This is a genomic window from Flavobacterium sp. LAR06 (genome assembly GCF_041946075.1).
Lineage (GTDB): Bacteria > Bacteroidota > Bacteroidia > Flavobacteriales > Flavobacteriaceae > Flavobacterium.
The window spans coordinates 288,789-311,500 of sequence record NZ_JAUTYT010000001.1 but is presented as its reverse complement, the minus strand read 5'-3'; the positions used below and the strand labels follow the sequence as shown (position 1 = coordinate 311,500).

Genomic DNA, 22,712 nt, shown 5'->3' with positions numbered 1-22,712 from the left:
TAAATTTTACAGTTGATACTTCTTATCAAAATAATTTTTTAAAACACCAACCTGAATTAAAATCATAAAAGAAACTATTAAAATAGCGTACATTAAAGTTTTAGAAATATGAATTCCAGAAACGATTTCCGAAATTTTATCACTATACGATTTTCCTATTTCTAAATTGTTCGGAGTTCCGTTAAAAAACACATTATAAACAATTAAAAGAGCCAAGACAATTCCGATAAAAATCCACGTTGAGATAGAAATTAAAGGTTTGTAAGGTTTGATTTTTGCTTTTTCAGAAACAAGAATTTGTGACATTAAATTCGAAGTAAAGTCAAAAGATGGCGTTTCCAAAGTGTTTTCGGCCATCATTTTATCTATAAGATTTTCTATGTTTTTATCGCTCTCTTTCATAACACGCTACTATTTCTGGTTCTAATTGCTTTTTCAAAATTACAGCTAATTTCTGTCGGCTTCTAAATAATTTTACTTTGACATTATTAGCATTAATATTCATAATCTTCCCGATTTCCTCTAAACTCTGATCTTCAAAATAAAATAAAGTTAGCAGGAAATTTTCATCACTCGGCAACAAATTCAAACAATTCTGAATGGTCTGCTTTCGTTCTTTATCTTCCAAAGCACTCAAAGCATTGTCCATCGTCTTAATTAAATGTGCCGAAAATTCATCTATTGATATATTAAGCTCTTCTTTTTTGTTTTTCTTCAAACGATCTAAACAGGTGTTATAAGCAATCTTATAAATCCAGGTCGAAAATTTAGAATCGCCTTTAAACTTGTTCAGCGAACTATAAATTTTAATAAAAGTATCTTGTGCAACTTCTTCGGCTTCTTCCCGGTTTTTAACCATCTTTAGTGCCAAAGTAAAAATCATATCCTTATAACGATCCACCAGCACGGCAAACGCATTGGTCTCGCCATGTAGGATTTTATCGATATAATGTTGATCACTGATTACACTCATATTATATAGGACGACACGTTCTGTGTTTAGGTTACAAGAAATTTTAAAAAAAATGAAATTCCAATAAAAAAAATCCAAATTCCAACCTTTAAGTGCACGATTAAACATACTATTGTCGGCACTAACTTTATCGTTTTAAACTTTGAATGCATTTTTGTCATTCCGAACGAGGAATCTCCGTAAGAAGCTCGACAACGATTGGCGATTTACTTTACGGAGCTTCTAATGTGATCTGCTTCGTCAGTCGCTAGCGCTCGAGTCTCCTTCGTTGAGATGACAAGAATGAATGTAATAAACTTTAGTATTTTAAAGTTTTGACAAACATTATTGTTTTCAAAAGGAATTTTATAAATCAAAATTAACTGATAATCAGTGACTTTTTGGATTTTGAATTTAAAATTTTGAATTTATTTTCAATTTCTTGTAACCTGAATTTAAAACCTGTCGTCCTATGAAGTATCAATCAATTAAATAAAACAAAATTATTATGGGACCAGAAATTTTAATACCAATTAGCATGTTTTTGATGATCTTCGGGATTGTCTATCTTTTTTTCTCAACCAGAAACAGAGAGCGTATGGCGCTTATAGAAAAAGGCGTTGATGCCAGTATCTTTTTTAAAGGAGCGGGAAAAAGTTCTTCTTGGAAAGTTTTTGTTGTGAATTTGGCTTTCTTATTAATAGGAAGTGGGGTTGGAATTTTTATCGCTTTATTAATTACAACTTATACTTCTTTAAATGATGAGGCGGTTTTTCCTTCTATCATTTTCATTATGGCGGGAATTGGCTTGTTGGCTGGATTTAGAACTGCAAAAGATCTGGATAAAGAGGAATAAGATTTTTAAGTTAGTACTTTAAAAAAAAACGCATCGAGGAATATTTTTCTGATGCGTTTTTATTTTTTATTCCATTTTTGAACCGATGGTTTCGTAATATTCATCAATAGAAAGCTTTGGTTGCATTGATGCCATAACGGCCAATTGATCACAACGCTCGTTTTGAGGATGATTGTTGTGGCCTTTTATCCATTTAAAATTGACTTGGTGTTTGCGGTAAACAATTAAAAACCGTTTCCATAGATCGGCATTTTTTCTTCCAACGAATTTCTTTTTCTCCCATCCCAAAACCCATTTTTTCTCAACAGAATCGACAACATATTTAGAGTCTGAAATAACCAAAACCTTCATGTTTGGGTTTTTTAGTTTTTCCAAACCAACAATTACAGCCAAAAGTTCCATTCTATTATTAGTAGTCAGACGAAAACCTTCGTAAAATTCTTTTTTATGAGGCGTTCCAACCAATTCCATTACCACACCGTAACCGCCGTTTCCGGGATTTCCTTTTGCAGCGCCATCTGTATATATATGTACTTCGTGTTGAATCATTTTATTTTTTTTTCACCATATAAGTGATATAAGTTCAATTTAAACTTTGTCTATACTTTGTTCGTTATATATAGTAATGTAAGATTATATAAGGTTTCTTATATTTCTTTTAAGATAAAGTGAGATTTACACCTACTATTATATTTACTTATATGGTTTAATAATTTTTTAGTTAGAATTTTCTTTGGTGGAGTCTTCCAGAACAGCCTGAATAATTTCCGGAAAATACTTTTGTTCCAGTTCATGGATCTTTTCAGCTACAGTTTCTGGTGTGTCTTCCTCAGTTAGCGCCACATTTTTCTGGAAAATAATGCCGCCTTCATCATAATTTTCATTTACATAATGAATTGAAATTCCGGTTTCTTTTTCCTTATTATTGACTATAGCCCTGTGTATATGCATTCCATACATTCCTTTGCCTCCATAATTAGGTAAAAGCGCCGGATGGATGTTTATAATTTTATTAGGATATTTCTCGATTATATTTTCTGGAAATTTCAAAAGAAAACCAGCCAAAACTATTAGATCCGGGTCGATTTCTTGTATTTTTTGTAATATATTTCTCTCTAAAAGTTCGTTTTTTGAGAAGATTTCGACTGGAATTTGATGATTTTTTGCTCTTTCGATGACTTTTGCCGAAGCATTGTTGGTAAAAACAGAAACCACATTTGCAATTTGAGTTTTTGCAAAATATTTTATAATATTTTCTGCATTAGTTCCTGATCCTGAGGCAAAAACAATAATTTTTTTCATAATCGACTTTATTTTGAGAATGCAAAAAACGGAATAAAAATCGAAAATAAATAGTATTAAAAGGGCTTTCTTGAAATTAATTTTATAAATTAGTATCACATTTATAAACTAAATAGTTGTTTTAAAATAAAGTTTTTTATTTTTGCCAACAAATTAAATTCTAAAATTAAAGATTATGTCAGACATTGCATCAAGAGTAAAAGCGATTATCGTAGACAAATTAGGTGTTGACGAAAACGAAGTTGTAACAGAAGCAAGCTTCACTAATGATTTAGGAGCTGACTCATTAGACACTGTTGAGCTTATTATGGAATTCGAAAAAGAATTTGATATTCAAATTCCAGACGATCAAGCAGAAAACATTGCTACTGTTGGTCAAGCTATTTCTTATATCGAGGAAGCTAAAAAATAATAATACTGCACCCGGTTTCTAAAAATACCAATTTTTGAAATTCCAAATTCCAGTTGGAATTTGACTTTTGATTTTTGTAATTTCTAAGGATCGGGTGTTATTATTTTTTTTAAAATTTAAATTTCGATTGATTTTCAATCAATAAGATATATTTATATTGTAATGCCCATGGCTCTTAAGTAACAATACTGTTAAGAAAGCGTGGGTTTTATTTGTTTAAAGTACAAAATACATATTTATGGCATTAAGGCGAGTTGTTGTAACAGGATTAGGTGCACTTACTCCTATCGGGAATAATATCCAGGATTATTGGAATGCACTTGTGAATGGGGTTAGCGGAGCCGCTCCTATCACATACTATGATACAGAGAAGCATAAAACGAAATTTGCCTGCGAAGTAAAAAACTTCAATATTGAAGACTACATGGATCGCAAGGAATCTCGTAGATTAGATAAATTTGCTCAATATGCTATTGCTGCCAGTGACGAAGCTATTAAAGATGCTGGACTTACAAATGATAATATCGATAAAACAAGAGTTGGTGTTATCTGGGGAGCAGGAATTGGTGGTTTGGAAACTTTCCAGGAAGAAGTAATTTATTATGCTAAAGGTGACGGAACTCCAAAATTCAATCCGTTTTTTATACCTAAAATGATTGCCGATATTGCTCCTGCGCACATTTCGATGCGTAATGGTTATATGGGTCCAAATTATACTACGGTTTCTGCATGTGCATCTTCTGCAAATGCATTAATTGATGCTTTCAACTACATTCGTTTAGGAATGTGTGATGTTATCGTATCAGGTGGTTCAGAAGCTGCTATTACCATTGCCGGTATGGGAGGTTTTAACTCTATGCACGCTTTATCTACAAGAAATGAAAGCCCGGAAACGGCTTCAAGACCTTTTGATGCAACCAGAGATGGTTTTGTTTTAGGAGAAGGAGCAGGAGCTTTGGTTCTTGAAGATTACGAACATGCTAAAGCAAGAGGCGCAAAAATTTACTGTGAAATTGGTGGAGGCGGAATGTCATCTGATGCTTACCATTTAACGGCACCACATCCGGAAGGAATTGGAGTTATTGCAGTAATGAAAAATACACTAAGAGATGCTGGAATGAATCCTGAAGATGTTGATCATATCAATACACACGGAACTTCTACTCCATTAGGGGATGTAGCTGAATTAAAAGCGATTAGTGCTGTTTTTGGTGATCATGCAAAAAACATCAATATCAATTCAACAAAATCAATGACAGGTCACTTACTTGGAGCTGCTGGAGCTATCGAAGCAATTGCTTCAATTTTGGCAATGCAACATAGTCTTGTTCCTCCAACGATTAACCATACAGTTGTGGATGAAAAGATTGATCCTGCATTAAACCTTACATTAAACAAACCACAAAAAAGAGAAGTAAATGTTGCTATGAGTAACACTTTTGGTTTTGGTGGTCACAATGCTTGTGTATTGTTTAAAAAATTAGTTGACTAATTTCTGTATATGAATATTATCAAAAAAATATTTTCTAAATCCCGTTCTCTAGAAGACGGGATTTTTTTTGACACTATTCAGAAAATACTTGGTTTTCCGCCAGCGAATATTAATTTTTATAAGAAAGCATTTACGCACCGGTCTTCAAACAAACTTGATGAATCTGGAAATCCAATAAATTACGAACGACTTGAGTTTTTAGGAGATGCTATGTTGAGTGCTGTAATTGCTGCACACTTATTTAACAAAGCACCTAATGGCGACGAAGGTTATTTGACAAAAATGCGTTCTAAAATTGTAAGTCGTGAGCATTTGAATGAATTAGGCAAAGACTTGAATTTAGTTCGTTTCGTAGAAAGTAAAGTGCCTATTCAGCACTTTGGTGAAAACATTCATGGTAATATTTTCGAATCACTTATTGGAGCTATTTATCTGGATAAAGGATATGCTTTTTGCGAAAAATTTATACAAAAAAGAGTAGTTACTCCTTATGTCGACATTGCACGATTGGAAGGAAAAGTAATTAGTTATAAAAGTTTGGTTATTGAATGGTGTCAGAAAGAAAAGAGAGTCTTTCATTATGACATTTTTGAAGATAATGGTATTGACGGACAACGCCTGTTCGGTGTCAAATTAAGTATAGACGATAAAGTAATCGCAAGAGCGCGAGCAACTTCAAAAAAGAAAGCAGAAGAAAAAGCATCACAAAGAGCTTATTTTGCATTTCAGGAAAAAATAGATAAGAAATAACTACAAAAATACCGCTAGTTTCTTAAAGCTATAACGTTTTCGTTTATAAATTAACAAAAACATCCACATCTTAACTATTGATGCTCCGTTAGAAATAGTATATTTACACCTTGATTTTTCATGATATGGCTATTCATAGATTGGATTTAGACGAATTTGACGAGATTGATTATTATTTAATGGCAATTCATACTTCATTAGAAGATTATAGATTGGCCTATTTTATCAATAAAAACCTTCCGATCAACTTAAGTAAGAGCAAAAACGAGATCCATGCTCAGACTAAGGAAGGCGAGGCAAATTTTTCCAGATTTTATTATTATGATTCTGAAAAAGCCATTTCCTGGAATTTGATTCAGAATAAAAATGAAATCATTTCTGTGAGTACGAATGATTTCCAGAATTTGTTTTCCAGCGAAACAAGTGAGGTTTCGACAACAATTCATTTACTTCCTGAATTCAAAAAGGTAGATTTTTTCCTGAAAATAGACAATAGCGATGAGGCTGTCGATTTTTCAGAAATTCAGCAACAACTAAATTCAATAGAAAGTATTGCAGCAATATATGCTGTGGATACCAACAAAATAAAATCAAAAAACAATCTAATTTTTTAAAAAAAATGTTAACAAACAAGAAAACCAAAATTGTTGCTACGCTAGGGCCTGCATGTAGTACGAGAGAGATTATCAAGGATATGATCGAAGCAGGGGTTAATGTGTTTAGAATCAATTTTTCGCATGCTGATTACGAAGGAGTAAAAGATAAAATTAATATTATTAGAGGCCTTAACGAAGAGTTTGGTTATACAACTGCAATCCTTGGAGATTTGCAGGGACCAAAACTTAGAGTTGGTGTAATGGAAGAAGGAACTGTAGTAAATGATGGTGACCTAATTACTTTTACAACTGCAGAAGATATTTTAGGAACTGCTTCTAAAGTATTCATGAAATACCAAAATTTCCCAAATGATGTTAATCCGGGTGAGCGTATTTTGCTTGATGACGGAAAACTTATTTTCGAAATTATTTCTACTGATAAAAAAACAGAAGTTGTCGCTAAGGTAATTCAGGGTGGAGAATTAAAATCTAAAAAAGGGGTTAATCTTCCAAACACAAAAATTTCATTACCGGCTTTAACTGAAAAAGATATCGCTGATGCCATTTTTGCAATTGAGCAAAAAGTAGACTGGATCGCACTTTCATTCGTAAAAACACCACGCGATTTACAAGACTTACAAGAATTGATCGCTAAGCATTCTGATTATAAAATTCCAATCGTTGCTAAAATTGAGATGCCGGAAGCTCTTGAAAACATCGATAAAATTATTGCTTATTGTGATGGTCTTATGGTGGCTCGTGGAGATTTAGGAGTTGAACTTCCTGCACACGAAGTGCCATTGGTACAAAAAGACTTGATTCGCAGAGCTAAAACGGCTAGAATTCCTGTTATCGTTGCTACACAAATGATGGAAACAATGATTACAAGTTTGACACCAACAAGAGCTGAAGTAAATGACGTTGCAAACTCTGTAATGGATGGAGCTGATGCTGTAATGTTATCTGGAGAAACAGCTACAGGAAATTATCCGGTACAGGTTATCCAAAAAATGACTCAAATTTGTGAGGCAGTTGAGGATTCTCCGCTTATTCAGGTTCCACAAAACACACCACAAATTAAAACAAAACGTTTTGTTACTAAAACAGTTTGTCACCAGGCAGCTTTATTGGCAAATGAAATCAAAGCAAAAGCCATTTGTACTTTAACAAATAGTGGTTATACCGCTTTCCAGATTTCGGCTTGGAGACCCTCTTCTCATATTTTGGTGTTTACTTCAAACAAAAGAATCTTAACACAATTGAATTTATTATGGGGAGTTAAATCATACTTCTACGATAAAGACGAAAGTACAGATGATACTGTAACTGATGTTAACGAAATCGCAAAACAAAAAGGTTATGTTGTCAAAGGAGATTATTTGATCAACCTTGCAGCAATGCCAATTAAAGAAAAAGGAATGGTGAACACCATGAGAGTTTCTGAAATAGAATAGTTTAAACTTTCCAATATTCAAAGCCGTCAAATAATTTTTGACGGCTTTTTTTTGCCCAAATTTTCTCCTTTTATAGTTTAATTTATCAGCCAAATGGATCTCTGAAAATAGATATTTTCTGTACTTTAAGACAGAAGTGTTTAGCGTATTAACATAAAATAGTAAAACATTTACCATTTAAAGGTCGATTATCAAACTGAAAATGTTGTATTTCTTAATAAACGCTGCAAAAATGACTTACCAAAAAAGAATTTCATACTAAAAAGCGCATTTTTCTAAAATTAAATTTAAAATCTAACTACCTAGTTTCATGTTTTTTAGATGGTTCATTTTATAAAATGAAAAAACATGAAGAAAAATAAAACTTTTTTAACGTTTCATTTTATAAAATGAAACAATGTCAGCCCCCATAATTACTATAGTTCGTTTTTTTATTAGTTAATTTTGAGAAACTTAAAAAAAAAGTTAACAAGAAACATGTTTCAAATCCGCCCCGGAATAAAGAATTTAAAACTTGAAACATGTGCATAAACAGGAAGAAATATTCTTATTGAAAAAAATGAAATAATACGCTTTTATATTTTATACGCATATCATTTATAACAGAGAACTATTAACAAATTTTACTACCATGAAACAAGTTAGACTAAAATGTGTTTTTAAAAACGCAATAATGCTTTTAGCATTAGTATGCTCCACTAGTATGCAGGTGAACGCTCAGAGCACGAAAAAGCCCAATATTCTAATACTTTGGGGAGATGACATTGGTACCACTAATATAAGTGCTTATAGTGATGGACTAATGGGATATACTACTCCTAATATTGATCGTATTGGAAATGAGGGTTTACGTTTCTTACAATACTATGGCGAACAAAGTTGTACTGCCGGTCGTGCAGCGTTGCTAACAGGTCAGCACGGTATTCGAAGCGGATTGACTAAAGTTGGTTTCCCTGGAGCGCCAATGGGTATGAGCCAATTAGATCCTTCTATTGGTGGGATCATGAAAAACTTAGGATATGCAACAGGTCAGTTTGGTAAAAATCACGTTGGTGATCGTAATGAGAGTTTACCAACTGTAAATGGTTTTGACGAATTCTTTGGAAATTTATATCACTTAAATGCTGAAGAAGAGCCAGAATTGCCAGATTACCCAAAGGATCCCGAATATTTGAAAAAGTTCGGACCTAGAGGAGTATTAAAATGCACGGCAACAAATACAGATGATACCAGTGTTCCCGATGCCCGTTTTGGAAAAATTGGAAAACAAAGAATTGAAGATACAGGTCCTCTTACTAAAAAAAGAATGGAAACTATAGACGATGAAACATCTGCAGCAGCTATTGATTTTATCAAAAGACAAAATGCAGCAGGAAAACCATTTTTCTGCTGGTTCAACGCGACACGTATGCATTTGCGCACACACGTACGAGCAGAGCATCGTGGAAAATATACACACGGAGACAGTGAATATATCGACGGTATGATAGAGCATGATTTAACAATTGGAGATATATTAAAAGCATTAGACGATTTGGGTATTGCTGATAATACCATTGTAATCTATTCTACAGATAATGGTCCTCACATGAATACATGGCCTGATGGTGCTATGACACCATTCCGTTCAGAGAAAAATACAAACTGGGAAGGTGCGTTCCGTGTACCGTGTTTGGTGCGTTGGCCAGGCGTAATTAAACCAGGACAAGTTACTAATGAAATGATGTCTCACAATGACTGGATGCCAACATTGGCTTCAATTGCAGGAGAGCCAGATTTAGTAAAAAAATTATTATCAGGTTATTCTGCTAATGGAAAAAACTATAACGTTCATTTAGATGGATTTGATCAGTCTGCATTGTTACGTGGAACCGGAAAAAGTGTAAGAGATAAATTTTTCTATTCTGATGATGACGGATTGCTGGTAGCTTTACGACAAGGAGATTATAAATATGTTTTTGCTGAACAACGTGCACCAGGAACAATGCAGGTTTGGGCAGAACCATTTACCAAACTTCGTTTGCAAAAAATATTTAACATTATGCAGGATCCTTTTGAAAGAGCAGACATTACTTCTAATACGTATTGGGACTGGAATCTTAATCACGTTCCTGCCATGTATGGTGTAATGGAACAGGTTTTTGTTTTTGCTGAAACATTCGACAAATATCCTCCACGTTCAATACCGCCAAGTTTCAACCCTACGACGATTCTTGATCAGAAATTGATGCAAATAAAAGCGAAAGCATTTATTGAAAAAAACATGATGGCGGGTGATAAGAAAGAAAGTGTTGAAGATGCAAATGCAAAATCAACCAAAAAGAAAAAATAAAAAGGTAATAAGTAAATAATAAAGCTTGAGTCAGTAATGGCTCAAGCTTTTCGATAACTTAAAAAATCAATATTATGTATAAGAAAATATACGTATTGCCCCTGTTTTTATTATTATTTGTTTCTTGTAAAAAAACGGATACTCTTACAACAGGTACTGATTCAAAGGACAGTACGACAGTTGCAACAAGCGGTGATCCTTTACCAAGTTGGAACGATGGAACACTCAAAAGTAATATTATTGCTTATGTAACTAAAGTGACTAAAGAAGGAAGTCCTGATTTTATTCCGGTTGAAAGCAGAATTGCGACGTTTGATAATGACGGAACACTTTGGGCTGAAAAACCCTATGTTCAGGAATTATTTGCTTTTTACCGAGTTAAGAAAATGGTCGAAGCAAATCCTGCTTTAGCTCAAAGACAACCTTTTAAAGCTGTTGTAGAAAAAGACAAAACATTTTTTGAAAAAGGAGGAGATAAAGCTTTAATCGAATTGGTTGCTGCCACACATACCGGTATGACCGAAGATGAGTTTGAAGCATCAACAAAAGAGTTTTTTGCTGGTGCCCAATATCCTGGTAAAAATGTTCCCTTAAAACAAATCAGATACCAGCCACAATTAGAGCTTTTAAATTATTTGCGCGCAAATGGTTTTAAAACTTTCATTGTAACGGGTGGAACGGTTGAATTAGTACGGGCAATATCAGCTGATTTTTATGGAATACCAAAAGAACAAGTTGTGGGAACTTCTTTCAAATACACCTTTGACGATGCAACAAATTCCATTAAAAGAGAACCTGCTTTAGATCTCTTAGATGATAAAGAAGGAAAACCTGTTGGCATACAATTACACATCGGTCAAAGACCTGTTTTTGTCTGCGGAAACGAAGGCGGCGCCGGTGATCTTGCTATGTTACGATATTCTTCAGGAAGCAGATATCCATCTTTTCAAATGTTGGTAAATCATAATGATTCAATTAGAGAGTACAATTATCAGGAAAAAGACAATCTTTCGTTAAATACTGCTGCCAAATACAAATATCATGTAATTAGCATGAAGGACGATTGGAAAACTATATTTCCAACAAAATAATTTTAAAGTTGAGTAAAAATCTTTTAAGAGAAAAAAATCATGAAACTTCCAAGGTATTCGATTTCAATTCAGTCTTTTTTTATTGCATTTGTTTTTCTTTTAAATTTTACTGCATTTGCACAAGAAGAAAAAGCCGGAGCAAGTGCTCAGGAATTGGCAGATAAAATGGCAAATCCGGTGGCGAGCTTAATTAGTGTGCCGTTGCAAAATAATCTTACTTACGGGATTGGCCCATACAACGGATCAAAATATCAGATCAACATACAGCCAGTCGTTCCTTTTAAACTAAGTGAAAACTTAAATTTAATTACACGTTATATTCTTCCGGTGGTAGATCAACAGGATGTTACTGGTGAAAACACACATGAGTTTGGCTTAAGTGATGCTACGGTAACCGCCTTTTTTGCTCCTAAAACTAAAGGAATTATTCTGGGAGTTGGTCCCGCTTTTTTGGTTCCAACTGCTACCGAAAAATTTTTAGGAACAGAAAAATTTGGTATTGGACCGAGCGTCCTCGTTATGCATCAGGGAAAAGGACTTTCTATAGGTTTTTTAGCCAATCAAATATGGTCCGTGGCAGGTAATGCAGACCGTGCTGATTTCAATCAATTTTATACTCAAATCTTCCTGACGCATAGTTATAAAAGTGGGGCAAGTTTAGGTATTACTTCAGAAATAACGCAAAACTGGCAAGGAAATACAACCCTGATTACGGTTAGCCCGAATGTTGGAGCCATTACAAAATTAGGAGGGCAAACCATGCAATTCGCTGTTATGCCTTTAATACCAATTGTAGGCCATTCAGCTATCAGACCAGATTGGGGATTGAGAGCTGTCGTGGCTTTTATTTTTCCGCAGTAAATTCTTCATTGATCTAAAATTTATAATTGTTGCTCTATCCATTTTAAGAACAAAAACTAAAAGACATGAAATCAAAAATTTTAGCACTTGTAACAGTTTGCTTTTTAGTATCCTGTACTAAATCGACAAAAACAAATGAAACCACAGTTGTTGCTGATACTACAGGAACAGCAACTTTTAAACCTGCTGATTTTGAAGAGCAAATAGTTTACAATCGGGCAATCGAAGCGGTGATTTGGGGAATGCCTGCCGTTAATGCAGAATTGCTGCATGAAAGTCTTTTAAAAGCAAAGGGAGATTATAATCAGATTGTTTATTGGTCAGGATTAATCAGTTCCAAAAACCAGACGCTGACTCCAAACCCGGATGTAATTTATATCAATCCGCTATACGACACCAGACAAGGACCGGTGGTTTTAGAAATTCCGGCCGTAGAAGGAGTTTCGTCTTTAACCGGTAGCGTAGATGATGGCTGGCAAACCGCTATTGAAGATATTGGCCCTGCGGGACTAGATAAAGGTAAAGGTGGGAGGTACCTTATTTTACCACCCAATTATAAAGATATTCCACCGATAGGTTATATTCCGCTTCAATCTTCTACTTACACAGGTTTTGCGATACTTCGATCGAATTTAACAGACGGAAGTCCTAACGATATAAAAAGAGCAGTTGAGTACGGAAAAAAAGTAAAAATTTATCCGCTTTCTGAAGCCGATAATCCACCAGCAACAATATTTGTAGATTTGATCAATGTTGATTTTAGCAATACAATTCCATACAGTGTACATTTCTTTGAAGTCTTAAATCAGTTTGTACAAAGAGAACCTTGGCTAACAAGAGATTTGCTTATGATAGATCAGTTAAAATCTATCGGAATAGAAAAAGGAAAAACTTTTCAGGCAGATGCGAGAAGACAGGAAATCTTAAGTGCAGCAATTAAAGATGCGCACAACTGGATTGATAAAAAATATGAAAAGATATTTACACCTCCTTTTTATGATGGTACAAATTGGGCTCTGCCAGCATCTCCGGATGTAGTCAAAGCCATCATGTCAAATTATCTCGCTCCTAATCTTTATCCTGTTGACGAAAGGGCGATAAGTTATTCTATGGCTTATTTCAGTGCTAAAAAATTAGGAACCGGGCAGTTTTATCTCATGTCTATTAAAGACGATAACGATCAGTCTTTTGATGGTTCAAAATTGTATAAGCTTCATTTGCCTGCTAAAGTTCCCGTAAAATTATATTGGTCTTTTACAGCTTATGACCGTGAGACACATGCCTTGATTTTGGGGACGAAATACTCAAGTCGTGCTTCTACAAGTCCAGGACTTCAAAAAAACGCAGACGGTTCTGTGGATATTTATTTTGGTGCTACTGCTCCCGCAGGAAAAGAATCAAATTGGGTTCCGACTGATTCGAAAAGAAAATTCGAATTGCTGGGTCGTTTTTATGGACCGGAAAAAGGATTTTTTGATAAGACATGGAAGATGGGAGATGTTGAAGAGGTGAAATAAATACAAACCGGAATTCAGGAAATTTAAATTTCAGCATTTAATTATACAGTATTATGAAAAACAAATGTCTCATTATTATCGCATTTTCATCTCTTATTTTAAATTTTGGATGTAAAAAAGCGGAAACAGAAAATGTTGCTTCAACATCAGTTTTAACTTCTGGAACTGAAATAAAAATGGATGGAGAATTGCCCTCAAAAGAATCTATTCCGAAATTATTTGACGAAATGGATTTTCAACAGGCAACTCAATGTTATTTGTGGGGATTACCGATTGTGGCTTTCGCCGAATGGCAGCACATTCAATACAAAACCTTTAATGCAACGAGTAATGATCTTATTTTTTATAATAGCTATAATGATCGTCTTGGTATTTTGACAGGGAATGCCACGACTCCTTATATTATATCATTCATAGACCTTGCCGCAAACGGGCCAACGGTTATCGAAATGCCTGCGGGACATACCGCTGGAGGATTGGGAGATTTTTGGCAGCGTGAGCAGGCTGTTATTGGTGAGATGGGACCAGATAAAGGAAAGGGAGGGAAATATATTTTGGTACCGCCGACTATGAAGGACTTTAAACCAGCAGGATATTTTGTAGTTCCTTGTACGACGGTAAATATGTTTTTTGGTTTTAGAGCTTTAGATCCTGATCCAAAAACAACAGAAACATTGGTAAAACAGGTAAAAATATATCCGTATGATAAACGCGCCAATCCTGTGCCAACTAAAGTAATTAGTCCGCCAGCCGGTAAAAAATGGTACGGAATTCAGCCAACCGGAATTGCTTATTGGGAACGGCTTCATGCCATTTTACAAAACGAACCTGTAGAAGAACGTGATCGTTTTTTTATGGCGTGGCTTAGAAATTTGGGTATTGAAAAAGGAAAACCTTTTAATCCGGATGAGCGTCAAAAGAAAATTTTAATTGCTGCTGCAGAGAAAGGACAGCAAATGGCAATGGCAAATTCATTCGAAAAACGTTTTAAAGACGTGAAACACTGGCCGGACAAAAAATGGGATTACGTTATGATTATCAAAGATCCGTCACAACATGCGGATAATTATGATGAGTTTTTTGAAAGAACTTCCTATTTCTATGAAGCCGTTACGTATTCAAAAGCTATGATTACCAAAATTCCAAATGTGGGTCAGGCCTATTTAGGTTCTTATTTTGATAATACAGGAAACTGGCTCGATGGAGGAAAAAATTATACATTGAATGTGCCGGCAAACCCTCCGGCAGTAAATTTCTGGTCGATTACGATTTACGATGTAGCGACACGCTGTCTGATTGATAATCCTCAAAAAAATGCCGATTTATCTTCCCGTAAGGATTTAATAAAAAATGCTGATGGTTCTGTCGATTTGTATTTCGGACCAAAAGCGCCAGCCGGAAAAGAGAAAAACTGGGTTCAGACTTTACCGGGAAAACACTGGTTTACATACATGCGTTTTTATGGGCCAACTCAGGCTTATTTTGATAAAAGCTGGAAAATGGATGATATTAAAGAAGTAAAATAAAACTTTTTTCATAAAAATGCTCGAAGCAATTAAAGAAGGCAGGTTGCTGATTTCGCAAAATAACTATTGAAATAAGTTACATAGCGTTAGAAAACGGAGAAATTGTATTAGAATAAAGTGCGGAGAATAAGTAAGAATTTTATCCACTCTGTTATGTTAATTAAATAAAATGATTTATCTTTGAGAGTATAGTAAGGAATTGTTATATAAGGAGTTGTGTTTTATTATTAACTATTTAACATGATTTACCTTTCATGCTAGATTTGATCATGATTTTAATAATGTCGCATGAAACGAATTTAATCATTAATCTAAATACCACAAAATGAATATCAAAAGAAAGAATCTTCGAATTATCCCATTTTTTGTATTGGGATTGCTTATCAGTTGTTCTCCAACTGTTAAAGTAACTACTGATTATGACCATTCAGCTAATTTTGGCGAATACAGAACTTTCACTGTTTATGATTTGAAAGCTCAGGAAGGTCAGGTAAATCAACTTAATGTTGATCGTGTTGCAAAAGCAATTCGTGCCGAAATGACTGCAAAAGGCTTTACAGAATCCTCTTCTAATGCGGACTTAAAAGTAAATGCGGTATCCATCCTAAAAAATAAAACACAAGTTACAGCCGATACTAATTTCTATGGTTATGGCGGTATGTACCGTCCGTATGGATATTGGGGAGGTGGTGCCATGATGGGCGGTGGCTCAACAACATTTAATACTTACGATTATGTTGATGGTTCATTGATAATTGATATCGTATCTACCAAAACAGGTAAACTGGTTTGGCAGGGAATTGGGAATGCTCAAATTGACAGCAAACCTGATAATCCGGAAGAATTTATCAATGGTGCAATTAAAAAAATATTGGAAGGTTTTCCTCCGGGATTAGCCAAAAAATAGTTGACTAGTTTATAGCTTATAAATTTAATGTATAAGGGCCTTTATACTTATTTGTTTCGGCAAATAAGTATAGCCTTTTCAATGACCCCAAGTCAGTTCTTTTAAATAACATTAAAAGAATACCTTTTAAAATTTAAGCCGGAAAATATGCTCGATATAGTACTCTCTCTTTTCTTTTTTGTAGCCACAATAGTTGGATTTGCAACATCATTTATGGTTCTTTTTTCAAAGAAAAACTATTCAAAAAGTTTCTTTTTAGGGCTATTTCTGTTCAGTCTTGCAATTGTGAGCGTTTATAATTTTTACATGTCGGCCAATACTTTTAAGACCTTTCCTGATCTGTTTATGATCACAAAATCTTTTCTGTTTTTAGTAGCACCTTCTGCTTTCTTATATGTAAGAAGTGTTTTGTTTTCAGACAGGATATTTAGAAAGTACGACTGGATGCATTTCCTGCCTTTTATCTTCTACTTTAGTTTAACACTAATTGTATGGGTGGACAGCTATTTTGATCTTCCCATCATTAATAATTTGGCAGTTAGAATAGAGAGCCCGTTTTCGATGCTAAGTCTAACAATTTGGCTGATGTATGCTTTTTGCCAGACTATGATGATTTTGAACTACGATTTGAAAAAATTCAAAGCAGATCACTTTAACAGAATAAAGGTTTTAAGCTGGATCCGACTTTATAATTTGATGATCTTGTTTTTATTTTCGACGCTTTTTGTACATTATTTTTTAGTAAACCGTGTTGATAGTATCGACTTTTCATGTTATATCCTGATTTCTTCGGTGCTTGTTTTTACAGTTGGATGGCTTTATTTTAAGCCGCAAATTTTCTATGATGCAAATCAAATAGAAGAGGTAAATGATAGTAATGAAGTAAATGAGAATTTTGACTTTGACCAGCAAGAAAGTCACCTGGTGATCATTAAAACAAATGAGACAAAAAATAGTCTGCCGGTAGTGAAAGAATTAACGACAGAAAAAAAACAATTATATCTCGCCCAATTAGAAAACATATTTGCTGTAAAAGAGCTTTTTCTGAAGAAAGATTTAGTGATTCGGGATATTGCTGAAGAAACCGGAATATCGGTACATCATCTTTCAAACTTAATTAATTCAGAGTTCAATCTTCATTTTCAGGATTACGTAAACCTGAAAAGAATTGAATATTTCAAAGAAAAAATAAACGATCCGGACTGGAAAGATTTATCTCTTGAAGGAATGGCATGGGGTTCTGGTTTTAAATCAAGAACGACCTGTTTTAGAGCATTCATCAAACATACCGGAAAATCGCCTTCAGAATATTTTAAAGTAATTAGAATAAATCCTGAAAAAGCAACTACTTATTATTTAAAACAATCTATAAACTAGAAAAAATAAAGTTTGTAGAGTGTTTCGTTTTGTCGGATCTTATTAATTTTTAACGCAGAAATGATGAAAACGATTAAAGAAAGACAAACAATATAGTGGTCAGGAAATGTTCTTGAACGCATTCTCTGTCGTCGGTTTAAATATAATAGTAACGAGATTCTAATATGAAAAATACAAAACTCTTCCAGAAAATAGTTCTCGTAAATGTTTTTTTTCTTTTATCATTGAATGTAATTATAGGGCAAGAACGTCATATTAGTTTAAGGGATTCGTTAGATCACGCGATTGATTTAAGTGACTACATCATTTATGCACACGGTTTTATTGTAATTCCATCAATCATAACTGAGCCTGCTTTGGGTGGAATTGGTGTTGCTGTTGCTCCTGTTTTTCTTAAAAAACATGCGCCCGTAGTTGATGAAAACGGTAAAAAACGTTTTATAAATCCTGATATTACCGGAGGACTTGGGATGTATACCGGAAATAAAAGCTGGATGGCAGGAGCATTTCGTTCCAGTACTTTAATAAAACCAAAAATCTTATATCGTGTATTTGCTGCATATGGCGATTTGAATCTGTCTTTTTATGAAAACCTGCCAAATGGAGACGATAAGGAATTTAAACTTAATTTTAGGTCCACTATGTTTTATACGCAGTGGTTAAAACAATTTAGGAATGCAAAATGGAGTGCCGGGCCGCAATATTTATTGCTAAATTCAGATATAACTTTACCTGATTTAAACCTGAATCTCCCGCCTTCTTTTGTTAAGCCAAAAGACATAAATAGTTTGGTCAGTCAGTTAGGAGGTGCGCTTCAGTTTGATGGACGCGATAATATTTTTACTCCCGATAAGGGAATTCGAGTACAATCTGATTTTTTCTGGTCAGATAAAGCCATTGGCTCTGATTATAATGCCTGGCGTGTTAATTTATCGGCGATTGGTTATTATCCACTTGCAGAAAAATTAATCGGAGGTCTTAGGATTGAAGGTAAACAGGCCTTTGGAAGTCCACCATTTTATCTCTTGCCGGGAATCAATTTAAGAGGAATTCCTGCTGGCAGATACATGGGAAGAACAAGTATAGTTACAGAAGGTGAATTTAGATGGGATTTATACAGAAGATGGAGCCTTATGGCTTACGGTGGTCTGGCAAGCGCTTTTAACGATTGGGACCAGGCTTACGCAAAACCAGTTGTATACAGTTACGGAACTGGTTTTCGGTATTTACTGGCCCGAAAATTCAAATTACGTATGGGAGTCGATGTTGCAAAAGGGCCTGAACAATGGGCCTATTACATAGTTTTTGGAAGCAATTGGATGCGATAGAAAATTATACGCAACAAGCTATTTGCGCCAATACCAGGCTTCATAAAATTTATCTCTGTACTCCCTCTCAACAACAGCAACAAAAATTATCTGATTATTTAATTGACACATTATCTAATTTGACACATTTTCCAGTTGATTTCTCTTTTGCGTATTTTGTAAGTTTTTATAGATTAATAAAAACATTGTGTAAAAATTAACGGCAAAGCGTTAGTTTTATTAGCTAATATTTAATTGTTTTGTAACAAAAATTAATTAAAGGTTACTAATAAGTTAACTATTTAAATCATTGATTATGTATAAAATTACGATGAAATCAGTTTTCGTAGCATCAGCATTTTTGGTTGGTGTGAGCAGCTGTTTTGCACAAGACGTTTTAGTGAATTCACTAAAAATGAATGCGAGTGAAAAAAGTAAAGAGAACTTTAAATTCACAGAGCAAATTAACCTGGGGACAACTTCGGTAAAAACACAAGGTTCTTCAGGAACGTGCTGGAGTTATTCTACAAACTCCTTTTTAGAATCAGAAATGATTCGTTTAGGAAAACAACCTGTAGAATTGTCTCAGATTTATTCCGCTAGAAATGTGTATGTCGAAAAAGGGATTAATTATGTGCGTATGCATGGTGCTGTAACTCTTGGTGACGGAGGTGCATTGCATGACGTAATCAACATGTACAAAAAGTACGGAACCGTTCCGAGAGAAGTTTATACAGGATTAAACTACGGAACGGATAAAAATAAATTTGGTGAAATGGCAGCGCTTATCGAAGGTGTTTTGGCTGCTGTAGTTAAAAATCCAAATGGAGAATTAACGCCAAACTGGCAAAAAGCATATGCTGCAGTAATCGATTCTTATTTAGGAAAAGTGCCGGATAACTTTACATACAAAGGAAAAAATTATACGCCACAATCTTTTGCGAAAGAAGTGGTTGGAATTAATCCTGATGAATATGTAGAAATGTCTTCTTTTACAACTGCTCCATATTACCAAAAAACAACTATGATGGTGCCGGACAACTGGTCATTTGATCAGGTTTATAACGTAAAGGTAAATGATATGACCGATGTTATTGACAACGCTTTGAAAAAAGGGTATACGGTAGCATGGGCAACTGATGTAAGTGAGAAAAGCTTTAGCTGGAAAAATGGTGTAGCCTATGTTCCGACTAAGAAAGTTGATGATATGACTGCTGAAGAAAAAGCAGACATGTTTAACGGACCAAAACCAGAGCCGGAAATTACTCCGGAGATGCGTCAGGCTGCATTCGACAATTACGCTACAACAGACGACCACGGAATGCATATTATCGGTCTTGCAAAAGATCAGACTGGAAGGGAATATTATATTGTAAAAAATTCATGGGGAGAAACAAACGACTACAAAGGTTTCTTGTTTGTAACCAAAAATTTTGTGAAATATAAAACAACTGCCTTAATGGTAAACAAAGGCGGAATTCCAACCGACCTTGCTAAGAAATTAGGGGTTTAGTTTTAAGACTTATTTTAAAATAGAAAAAGCGCTGCAAGTAAAATTGCGACGCTTTTTGTTTTAAGTTGAAATAGTTAAAAAATAGCAGGACATGCTTTTCGCATTATTTTAATTCCAAGCTATTTGATGTGTTTTGTTGTTGAAAAACAGTATTTTAACGGTTTTTAAGGTTGTTCATGGGTATAATAAAATAAAAAAAGGAACTATAAGTACCTTTAAATAATATTTTAGTATTCAGAATAAATTAATCTAATCAACATGAAAACTTATGCAGTTAAAATTACAACAATTGCATGTGTTTTTTCTTTGAGCTGTTTTGCACAGCGTGCTACTTCAAACGCTCCTGTCATTGCGCCGATAGCAAATGCACATTCACAAACTGACAACAAAGCTGGTGATGATCTTGTATTGGATTACTATCATGTAGTGGAAACCATTAATATGTCCTTTGGAAGAAGGGTGACCAAGTACGATGTTTCAAAACTTGATATGGTAAATACATACGATCTTGGGCCAAACAATACAAGAACCGTAACACCAGTATATAGAAAAGCAAAAGTAAAACCAACGGAAATTGGAATGCTCTCCAAAAACATTAAGGACACCGTTATAACCATAAAACCCGTGAAAGTTGAGGTGATCCCACCAGCCCAAAAAGCAAAATACCTTACTGTAGACCTTACCAAAACGTATATGAAAGTGGTAGACAAAGGTTATGCTTCACCAGATATGCTCAAAAAGGTAGCAGATAAACATTATTTTAATGGCGAAATGACAGAGGCTGCCAAATTTTATGCACAGTTATTGGAGATGGCTCCAAATTCAGAAGCGTCTTATTATTATAGATATGCACAGTCATTGAAAGAGACAGGCCAAATAGAAAAAGCCAATGAGATGATGGTGTTATTTGAAAGTAAAAACACAAATAATAGAATTGCGAAAGAATAGTTCCACGTGTTCTCTGAGCAAGAAAAAAGACTATCATGGAAGTGATAGTCTTTTTTATATTCCATTTAACTAAATAAGAAATTATTTATTGATCAGTTTTTCAAGCCTTGCCATCATTTCATCTTTCTCTTTCAACATACGCTCATATAACACGATTTTTTCTTCGTGTAGTTTTAAAACCTCTTTTATTGGGTTAAATGTCGGATGAAGATTAATTGCAGACGCTCCATCTTTAAAATCTGAAAATGTATTAGATATAATATTTACCGCCTGCTCCTCATCAAAATTCTGAAAAGCTTCAACAGGAATTCTCAATGAATTTGAGATTTGTTTTAGTAGAGCATCTTCAATTACATCTTTTTGCTCCAGCATAGAAATTTTCTTCTGATTCCATTCTTCTCCTAGATCATAAGCCAATGCCTCCTGTTTGATACCAAGCATTTCTCTGAAGCGTTTTACGTTTCTTCCCTGATGTATTTTCTGTTCCATAATGAAATTTTCTGAAGGCTCAAAGGTAAAGCCATTTGGATTAAAAATTTTGACCTTCAAAGATAGAAAAAATATCTTGTAAAATATCCCTTTTGTCAGATAATATATCCGCTTTTGGAATAGATTATCCTTTTGAAAGAGTGGAACTTCGCTTTTCAATTTTAAATCCTCCATTATGAAAAAGAATAAAATATCCTTCGAAACAAGGTTTTGGGCAGGGTTTGTGGCAAGAGATCCATTTGAGGCATTTGACGCCATTTTTGACTTCGCTCATCTTGATTATTATAAACAGAATTTAAGTGAAGCTGTACTTCACTCCTTTAAAAGAAAAGTCTACCATCAGGACAAGCCTTGCAATGTTTTTGTTTTTTATACTGCTATTTGGTCATTTCTCAAAGTGTGTTACTGCCTAAAAGAAAAAGGTAATAAATGGAAAGTGAAAGAGTCATCCCGCTGTGAAACAGTATTTCATCTTTCTTCTTTAACCAAGGAAGAATTCGATAATCCTTTTTTGGTGCTTCAAAATGCATTTGAAAAGAGGACGTTGCAACAGTTTGAATTTTTCTTATGTGAAATCACTGAGCTTTCATTGTCTCCTTTTGCTGGAGATCCTGACTCCGACCTGACTACACCTTATATTCATTTAATCAAAATGCTCGATGCAGGGGAGCTTATAAGAGAAAGAGGCGTTGAGAAAATCAAGAAAGCTGATCAGATTGATTCTGTAACGCAATAAAATATCCTTAGCTAAACTTGATTTGCATTTTTATTGTAAGGCTACCAAAGATATTGCCTTGCAATTTTTTGCCATAGCTAGTAATACTAGGGGAAACTATCAAGGGTTAGAATATTTTTTTGCAATATTTTTCATGTCCTTTTGTAGAACATACATTTTCATAAAAAACTATTACATTCCAAATTATGTTTCTAATCAAACTTTATGGCAATTATGTATCTATGTTGATTCGGACTTGCGTAAGTATAATTATTTAATAGAGCAGTTTTGGACAGATTTCTTTCCTTATTTAGA

General features: G+C 34.3%; 22 protein-coding genes. 17 read left to right on the top strand and 5 right to left on the bottom strand.

Annotated features, from left to right (window positions below; all coding sequences use genetic code 11):
- Nucleotides 1-6 precede the first annotated feature (6 nt).
- Together Q7C23_RS01375 and Q7C23_RS01370 are read right to left on the bottom strand one after the other, a co-directional pair.
- Entirely contained in the window at nucleotides 7-402 is a 396-nt protein-coding gene (locus Q7C23_RS01375) for a hypothetical protein (RefSeq protein ID WP_375030836.1), read from the bottom strand.
- Entirely contained in the window at nucleotides 386-973 is a 588-nt protein-coding gene (locus Q7C23_RS01370) for an RNA polymerase sigma factor (RefSeq protein ID WP_375030835.1), read from the bottom strand. The genes Q7C23_RS01375 and Q7C23_RS01370 overlap by 17 nt, the downstream gene beginning before the upstream one ends.
- Before the next feature lie 487 nt (nucleotides 974-1,460).
- Between Q7C23_RS01370 and Q7C23_RS01365 the strand changes: the two genes are divergently transcribed.
- Nucleotides 1,461-1,808 carry a DUF6249 domain-containing protein gene (locus Q7C23_RS01365; protein WP_375030834.1) on the top strand — a complete coding sequence of 116 codons (348 nt, stop codon included), beginning with the start codon at nucleotides 1,461-1,463 and terminating at the stop codon, nucleotides 1,806-1,808.
- A gap of 66 nt (nucleotides 1,809-1,874) precedes the next feature.
- On the opposite strand, the gene rnhA is transcribed toward Q7C23_RS01365, so the two are convergent.
- A complete protein-coding gene (gene rnhA / locus Q7C23_RS01360; protein ID WP_375031157.1) occupies nucleotides 1,875-2,354 on the bottom strand; it encodes a ribonuclease HI in 480 nt (159 codons plus the stop codon).
- A 171-nt stretch (nucleotides 2,355-2,525) separates the two neighbouring features.
- Nucleotides 2,526-3,110, bottom strand: a complete 585-nt coding sequence (gene purN / locus Q7C23_RS01355; RefSeq protein ID WP_375030833.1) for a phosphoribosylglycinamide formyltransferase — start codon at nucleotides 3,108-3,110, stop codon at nucleotides 2,526-2,528.
- Between the two features lie 175 nt (nucleotides 3,111-3,285).
- Here purN and Q7C23_RS01350 point away from each other — a divergent pair, with 175 nt between their 5' ends.
- The 15 genes from Q7C23_RS01350 (at nucleotide 3,286) to Q7C23_RS01280 (ending at nucleotide 21,193) form a co-directional block, all read left to right on the top strand.
- Nucleotides 3,286-3,522, top strand: a complete 237-nt coding sequence (locus Q7C23_RS01350; protein WP_007137004.1) for an acyl carrier protein — start codon at nucleotides 3,286-3,288, stop codon at nucleotides 3,520-3,522.
- A gap of 238 nt (nucleotides 3,523-3,760) precedes the next feature.
- Complete coding sequence (fabF, locus tag Q7C23_RS01345; RefSeq protein ID WP_072970135.1) at nucleotides 3,761-5,014, top strand: beta-ketoacyl-ACP synthase II; 1,254 nt, start codon at nucleotides 3,761-3,763, stop codon at nucleotides 5,012-5,014.
- A gap of 9 nt (nucleotides 5,015-5,023) precedes the next feature.
- Complete coding sequence (rnc, locus tag Q7C23_RS01340; RefSeq protein ID WP_375030832.1) at nucleotides 5,024-5,764, top strand: ribonuclease III; 741 nt, start codon at nucleotides 5,024-5,026, stop codon at nucleotides 5,762-5,764.
- 125 nt (nucleotides 5,765-5,889) lie between these two features.
- Nucleotides 5,890-6,378, top strand: a complete 489-nt coding sequence (locus Q7C23_RS01335; RefSeq protein ID WP_072970137.1) for an IPExxxVDY family protein — start codon at nucleotides 5,890-5,892, stop codon at nucleotides 6,376-6,378.
- Nucleotides 6,379-6,383: 5 nt separating this feature from the next.
- Nucleotides 6,384-7,814, top strand: a complete 1,431-nt coding sequence (gene pyk / locus Q7C23_RS01330; protein ID WP_375030831.1) for a pyruvate kinase — start codon at nucleotides 6,384-6,386, stop codon at nucleotides 7,812-7,814.
- Nucleotides 7,815-8,445: 631 nt separating this feature from the next.
- Nucleotides 8,446-10,146 (top strand): arylsulfatase, encoded by a 1,701-nt coding sequence (locus tag Q7C23_RS01325; protein ID WP_375030830.1) that lies wholly within the window; start codon nucleotides 8,446-8,448, stop codon nucleotides 10,144-10,146.
- A gap of 74 nt (nucleotides 10,147-10,220) precedes the next feature.
- Nucleotides 10,221-11,237, top strand: a complete 1,017-nt coding sequence (locus Q7C23_RS01320; RefSeq protein ID WP_375030829.1) for an HAD family hydrolase — start codon at nucleotides 10,221-10,223, stop codon at nucleotides 11,235-11,237.
- A gap of 39 nt (nucleotides 11,238-11,276) precedes the next feature.
- On the top strand, nucleotides 11,277-12,098 hold the full coding sequence (locus Q7C23_RS01315; protein WP_375030828.1) for a hypothetical protein: 822 nt from the start codon (nucleotides 11,277-11,279) through the stop codon (nucleotides 12,096-12,098).
- 65 nt (nucleotides 12,099-12,163) lie between these two features.
- A complete protein-coding gene (locus Q7C23_RS01310) occupies nucleotides 12,164-13,615 on the top strand; it encodes a DUF1254 domain-containing protein (protein WP_375030827.1) in 1,452 nt (483 codons plus the stop codon).
- Nucleotides 13,616-13,668: 53 nt separating this feature from the next.
- A complete protein-coding gene (locus Q7C23_RS01305; protein WP_375030826.1) occupies nucleotides 13,669-15,141 on the top strand; it encodes a DUF1254 domain-containing protein in 1,473 nt (490 codons plus the stop codon).
- A gap of 325 nt (nucleotides 15,142-15,466) precedes the next feature.
- Entirely contained in the window at nucleotides 15,467-16,048 is a 582-nt protein-coding gene (locus Q7C23_RS01300; RefSeq protein ID WP_375030825.1) for a DUF4136 domain-containing protein, read from the top strand.
- A 147-nt stretch (nucleotides 16,049-16,195) separates the two neighbouring features.
- Nucleotides 16,196-17,425, top strand: a complete 1,230-nt coding sequence (locus Q7C23_RS01295; protein ID WP_375030824.1) for a helix-turn-helix domain-containing protein — start codon at nucleotides 16,196-16,198, stop codon at nucleotides 17,423-17,425.
- 164 nt (nucleotides 17,426-17,589) lie between these two features.
- Nucleotides 17,590-18,753: a hypothetical protein gene (locus tag Q7C23_RS01290; RefSeq protein ID WP_375030823.1), complete on the top strand. Its 1,164-nt coding sequence runs from the start codon at nucleotides 17,590-17,592 to the stop codon at nucleotides 18,751-18,753.
- A gap of 295 nt (nucleotides 18,754-19,048) precedes the next feature.
- On the top strand, nucleotides 19,049-20,245 hold the full coding sequence (locus Q7C23_RS01285; protein ID WP_375030822.1) for an aminopeptidase C: 1,197 nt from the start codon (nucleotides 19,049-19,051) through the stop codon (nucleotides 20,243-20,245).
- A gap of 258 nt (nucleotides 20,246-20,503) precedes the next feature.
- Nucleotides 20,504-21,193, top strand: coding sequence for a tetratricopeptide repeat protein (locus tag Q7C23_RS01280; RefSeq protein ID WP_375030821.1), 690 nt, complete (start codon nucleotides 20,504-20,506; stop codon nucleotides 21,191-21,193).
- An 81-nt stretch (nucleotides 21,194-21,274) separates the two neighbouring features.
- Here Q7C23_RS01280 and Q7C23_RS01275 read toward each other — a convergent pair whose 3' ends face one another.
- Nucleotides 21,275-21,682, bottom strand: a complete 408-nt coding sequence (locus Q7C23_RS01275) for an XRE family transcriptional regulator (protein ID WP_375030820.1) — start codon at nucleotides 21,680-21,682, stop codon at nucleotides 21,275-21,277.
- 175 nt (nucleotides 21,683-21,857) lie between these two features.
- Between Q7C23_RS01275 and Q7C23_RS01270 the strand changes: the two genes are divergently transcribed.
- A complete protein-coding gene (locus tag Q7C23_RS01270) occupies nucleotides 21,858-22,418 on the top strand; it encodes a hypothetical protein (protein ID WP_375030819.1) in 561 nt (186 codons plus the stop codon).
- Nucleotides 22,419-22,712: the final 294 nt, after the last annotated feature.

Excerpts from the sequence above, each read along its gene's own strand:
- Q7C23_RS01375 (WP_375030836.1), bottom strand. The coding sequence starts at position 402 with ATGAAAGAGAGCGATAAAAACATAGAAAATCTTATAGATAAAATGATG.
- Q7C23_RS01370 (WP_375030835.1), bottom strand. The coding sequence starts at position 973 with ATGAGTGTAATCAGTGATCAACATTATATCGATAAAATCCTACATGGC.
- Q7C23_RS01365 (WP_375030834.1), top strand. The coding sequence starts at position 1,461 with ATGGGACCAGAAATTTTAATACCAATTAGCATGTTTTTGATGATCTTC.
- purN (WP_375030833.1), bottom strand. The coding sequence starts at position 3,110 with ATGAAAAAAATTATTGTTTTTGCCTCAGGATCAGGAACTAATGCAGAA.
- Q7C23_RS01350 (WP_007137004.1), top strand. The coding sequence starts at position 3,286 with ATGTCAGACATTGCATCAAGAGTAAAAGCGATTATCGTAGACAAATTA.
- fabF (WP_072970135.1), top strand. The coding sequence starts at position 3,761 with ATGGCATTAAGGCGAGTTGTTGTAACAGGATTAGGTGCACTTACTCCT.
- rnc (WP_375030832.1), top strand. The coding sequence starts at position 5,024 with ATGAATATTATCAAAAAAATATTTTCTAAATCCCGTTCTCTAGAAGAC.
- Q7C23_RS01335 (WP_072970137.1), top strand. The coding sequence starts at position 5,890 with ATGGCTATTCATAGATTGGATTTAGACGAATTTGACGAGATTGATTAT.
- pyk (WP_375030831.1), top strand. The coding sequence starts at position 6,384 with ATGTTAACAAACAAGAAAACCAAAATTGTTGCTACGCTAGGGCCTGCA.
- Q7C23_RS01325 (WP_375030830.1), top strand. The coding sequence starts at position 8,446 with ATGAAACAAGTTAGACTAAAATGTGTTTTTAAAAACGCAATAATGCTT.
- Q7C23_RS01320 (WP_375030829.1), top strand. The coding sequence starts at position 10,221 with ATGTATAAGAAAATATACGTATTGCCCCTGTTTTTATTATTATTTGTT.
- Q7C23_RS01315 (WP_375030828.1), top strand. The coding sequence starts at position 11,277 with ATGAAACTTCCAAGGTATTCGATTTCAATTCAGTCTTTTTTTATTGCA.
- Q7C23_RS01310 (WP_375030827.1), top strand. The coding sequence starts at position 12,164 with ATGAAATCAAAAATTTTAGCACTTGTAACAGTTTGCTTTTTAGTATCC.
- Q7C23_RS01305 (WP_375030826.1), top strand. The coding sequence starts at position 13,669 with ATGAAAAACAAATGTCTCATTATTATCGCATTTTCATCTCTTATTTTA.
- Q7C23_RS01300 (WP_375030825.1), top strand. The coding sequence starts at position 15,467 with ATGAATATCAAAAGAAAGAATCTTCGAATTATCCCATTTTTTGTATTG.
- Q7C23_RS01295 (WP_375030824.1), top strand. The coding sequence starts at position 16,196 with ATGCTCGATATAGTACTCTCTCTTTTCTTTTTTGTAGCCACAATAGTT.
- Q7C23_RS01290 (WP_375030823.1), top strand. The coding sequence starts at position 17,590 with ATGAAAAATACAAAACTCTTCCAGAAAATAGTTCTCGTAAATGTTTTT.
- Q7C23_RS01285 (WP_375030822.1), top strand. The coding sequence starts at position 19,049 with ATGTATAAAATTACGATGAAATCAGTTTTCGTAGCATCAGCATTTTTG.
- Q7C23_RS01280 (WP_375030821.1), top strand. The coding sequence starts at position 20,504 with ATGAAAACTTATGCAGTTAAAATTACAACAATTGCATGTGTTTTTTCT.
- Q7C23_RS01275 (WP_375030820.1), bottom strand. The coding sequence starts at position 21,682 with ATGGAACAGAAAATACATCAGGGAAGAAACGTAAAACGCTTCAGAGAA.
- Q7C23_RS01270 (WP_375030819.1), top strand. The coding sequence starts at position 21,858 with ATGAAAAAGAATAAAATATCCTTCGAAACAAGGTTTTGGGCAGGGTTT.